We start from the raw sequence: 3,826 nt of genomic DNA on the forward strand, positions 1-3,826 counted from the left end.
CCGCACGGTCGGCGGGGCGAAACGGACACGAAGCGACTTTCCCCCACAAGGGGTTCGGCCGGCGGGCCGTAGGCGGAGCACCGGCCGGGGGGAGGCCTCGAACCGTGCTCCGGGGTCTGGCAGGATCTCCCCACCCGACCGTGCGGCCGAGGTGCCCCGCCGGTCCGTCGGCCGAGGGCCCGGCCCGGTCGCCCACGGTTCGAAGGAGTCGTAGACGTGAGACAGGCAGGGGCGGCCAGAGCCGCGATCCTCGTACTGCTGGCCGGCGGAATGGCTCCGCTGGCGACCCCGGCGAGTGCCGACACCGCCCCTGCGCCCGCCGCCGGGCTGCTGCGGGTGGACGGCGCGTCCTCCACCTGCTCGGACGGGACCGCCGGCGTCGACCACGGCGTCTTCTGCACCATCTCCGCGGCGGCGGCGGTCGTCGAACCGGGCCAGACCGTGGTGGTGGAACCCGGCATCTACAACGAAGCGGTGCACATCACCCGCTCCGGCACGGACGCGGCGCCCATCACCTTCCGGGCCGACCACGTGTGGAGTCGGGGAGTGCGGGTGGGCGCGGTGTCGGCCACCCTCAGGACCCCCGCCTTCGAGCTGACCGGCGTCCAGCACGTCACCGTCCAGGGCTTCGACGTCCAGGGCGGTTCCTACGCCCCGAGCCTCCTGGTCACCGACTCCTCGGACGTCGTCGTCCAGCAGGGTTCGGTGCAGGGCAGCGTCCGCCAGCCGGGTGTCCGGGTGACCGGGTCCTCCGCCCGGGTCTCGATCCGCCGGGTCGAGATCGTCGGCGGGGCCCCGGCCGTCCAGATCGACGGCGGTGCCGCCGCCACCACGGTCAGCGGCAACAGCATCTGGGGCGACGGGACTCCGTACACGACCCTCCGGGCCACCGATGCCCCCGGCACCGTCGTCACGGGCAACACCGTGCTGGCGCTGTGCTCGGCCGGTGTCGTCCTGGACGGCGCGTCGCCGAACGCGGTCGTGGAGAACAACATCATCGAGACGGCGGGAGGGAGCCCGGACAAGCCGACCGGCTGCACCAAGGCGACGGCCGCCCCCGCCGTCACGGTCTCCGCCGGGTCGGCCACCGGGACGACCGTCGACTACAACCTCGCGGACCCCACCAGCGGCCTGCCGCTCTACGACTGGAGCGGCACCGCCTACGACGGCCCCGCCGCGCTGCTCGCCGCGACCGGCCAGGGCCGCCACGACCTGGCGGCCGATCCGAAGCTCTACGGCTCCGCCAGCGGGGAGTGGTTCGGCATCCTCTCCGGCTCGCCTGCCGAGGACTCGGCGAACGCCGATGCCCCGGGGGCGCTGGACACCGACTTCCTCGGCCGGCCCCGACTCGACGATCCGGCCGTCGCCAACACCGGGGCGGGTGCGCACACCTTCGCGGACCGCGGGGCGACCGAGCTGCAGGACTCCGTGTCCAGCGGTAACACCACGGTGGACCCCGCACCCGGCGGCGGCCCGCTCGACGTCGTGGTGACGGCCACCCCCGGCAGGCACACGTGGACCTCCGCCGGGCCGGACGACCGGGAGTTCGTCCTGACCTTCGACGGCGATCCCTACCCGGTGACCATCACCGGCGGGAAGGTCACGCACACCTTCCGCCGGGCCGGTCGGCACAGCATCGGCGTGTTCGTCACCGCCGACGGCTACCACGCGAGCACCGGATCGCGGTGGAGCATGACGACCATGGTCGGGGCCGCGTACACCCCGGTCACCCCCGTCCGGCTGCTCGACACCCGCTCCGGAGTGGGCGTGAAGGGCACCGCCCCGGTGGCGCCCGGCGCCGATGTGGTGCTGCCCCTCCCGGCGATCGACGGCGTGCCGATCGCGGACGTCAGCGCCCTGGTCGCGAACGTCACCGTCACCGAGCCCACGGCCGCCGGCTACCTCACCGTCTATCCGGACAACTCCGGCCTGCCGACCGCCTCGAACCTCAACTTCACGGCCGGGAAGACCGTCCCGAACCTCGTCACGGTGCCGGCCGGCACCGCCGGCCTGCGGCTGCACAACGGCAGCCCGGGCACCGTGCACGTGCTGCTCGACCTGGCCGGGTACTACAGCAACAGGGGCTCCGGCTTCGCACCGCTCACGCCGGTCCGGGTGCTCGACACCCGCTCCGGGCTGGGCACGTCCGCGGCCCGCCCGGTCGCGGCCGGCGGCGACCTGAGGCTCGACCTCTCCGGGCGGATCCCGGCCGGAGCCACCGCCGTCGTCCTCAACACCACGGTCACCGGGCCGACCGCGCCCGGCTACCTCTCGGTGTTCCCCGCCGGCGCGCCGCGTCCGACCGCCTCCAACCTCAACTTCACCGCCGGGCAGACCGTCCCCAACCTGGTGATCGCCCCGGTGGTGAACGGCAGGGTCGACCTCCACAACGGCAGCGCGGGCACCACCCACGTCATCGCCGACCTGGCGGGCTACTTCGGCGATGCCGCGTCCGGCGCCGACCAGGTCTTCGTGCCGCGCGGACCGGAGCGACTGGTCGACACCCGGACGGGACAGGGCGACCCGAACCGCAAGCCCGGTCTCGCCGTCGCTGCCTTCGGCACCTACGGGAGCGTCGTCGGCGCGTTCGACTACGACTTCGCCGGCGCGCCCCTGCCTGCCAGCCTGGTGGTCAATGTGACGGTCACCCAGACCAGCGGCACCGGATTCCTGACGGCGTATCCGAACACCGCGGGCCGGCCGACCGCCTCCAACCTCAACTTCACCGCCGGGCAGACCGTGGCCAACCTGGTCACCGTGCCGGTGAAGTCGAGCGGGGCCTCGTTCTACAACGGCAGCCCCGGCTCCCTCCAGCTCATCGTGGACCAGGAGGGCTACTACATCGAGCGGTCCGCCTGATCGGCCCCGCGCAGCGAAGGGCCCCGGCTCCGGCCGGGGCCCTTCGGCGTCCGCCCGGTGCGGAGCGGGCTCAGGGCGTACCGGGGCGGGTGGCGGTGACGTCCTCGACGATGCGGCGGCAGACCTCGGCGGCCCGGTCGAACAGGTAGAAGTGCCCGCCGGGCAGGCTGTGGAAGGTGACCGCGTCCCGGGTGTGCTCGCGCCAGCGCCGGACCCGTTCGGGCGGCACCAGAGGGTCCGCCTCGCCCGCGAAGAGCGAGACCGGGGTGGTCAGCGGCAGCCCGCCGGGGTGCTCGTAGGTCTCGACCACCTCCAGGTCCCAGCGCATGGTGCGGACCACCCGCTCGGCGAGGACGGGGTGGTGCCACACGCTGTCCGGGGTGCCGCCGAGCCGCCGGATGAAGTGCACCAGCCGTTCGTGCGGCCAGGTGTGCCGCTGCTCGGCCGGGCGGCGGCCGGCCTCGGGGGCCGGGCTGCCGGACAGGCCGAGCCAGAGCGGAGCCCGGCCGAGCCGTTCCAGGGCCCGGACCAGCTCGAAGGCGACCAGTGCCCCCATGCTGTGCCCGAACACCGCGTAGTGGCCGATGAGTTCGGCCTCCAGTACGGGCAGCAGCAGGTCCACCACCTCGGCGGCCGAGCGGCAGCCCGACTGCTTCGAGGCGTGCATCCGTCCGGGCAGCTCCAGGGCCAGCACCCGCCAGTGGTCGGGCAGATGAGCGAGGAAGTGCCGGTAGCTGGCGGCGGAGCCGCCCGCGTGGTGGAGCAGGACGAGTGTCAGTTCGGGGACCCGGGCGGCCCGCAGCTCCAGGACGTTCACGGTCTGGCTCCGACGAGCGGCCGGTGCCGGACGGACGGGTGGGCGGTCCGGCGTACGGTGCGGGTGAGGTCGTGGTGGATGGGGCCGGTGCCGGTGGAGAGGGGGAGGCAGGAGCCGCCGCGGCGGTGGGCGACGATCTCGGCGGCGACG

2 protein-coding genes are annotated in these 3,826 nt (G+C 74.1%); one reads left to right on the top strand and one right to left on the bottom strand.

Translation table 11 applies throughout. The features are described from left to right. Positions 1-216 precede the first annotated feature (216 nt). Positions 217-2,859, top strand: a complete 2,643-nt coding sequence (locus ACFV0G_RS36910) for a right-handed parallel beta-helix repeat-containing protein (protein ID WP_380557413.1) — start codon at positions 217-219, stop codon at positions 2,857-2,859. A gap of 70 nt (positions 2,860-2,929) precedes the next feature. Here the strand turns inward: ACFV0G_RS36910 and ACFV0G_RS36915 are convergent, their stop codons facing one another. After that, positions 2,930-3,676 (bottom strand): thioesterase II family protein, encoded by a 747-nt coding sequence (locus ACFV0G_RS36915; RefSeq protein ID WP_380557416.1) that lies wholly within the window; start codon positions 3,674-3,676, stop codon positions 2,930-2,932. Positions 3,677-3,826: the final 150 nt, after the last annotated feature.

It is taken from the genome of Kitasatospora sp. NPDC059571 (assembly GCF_042735675.1).
In the GTDB taxonomy this organism is placed as follows: Bacteria; Actinomycetota; Actinomycetes; order Streptomycetales; family Streptomycetaceae; genus Kitasatospora.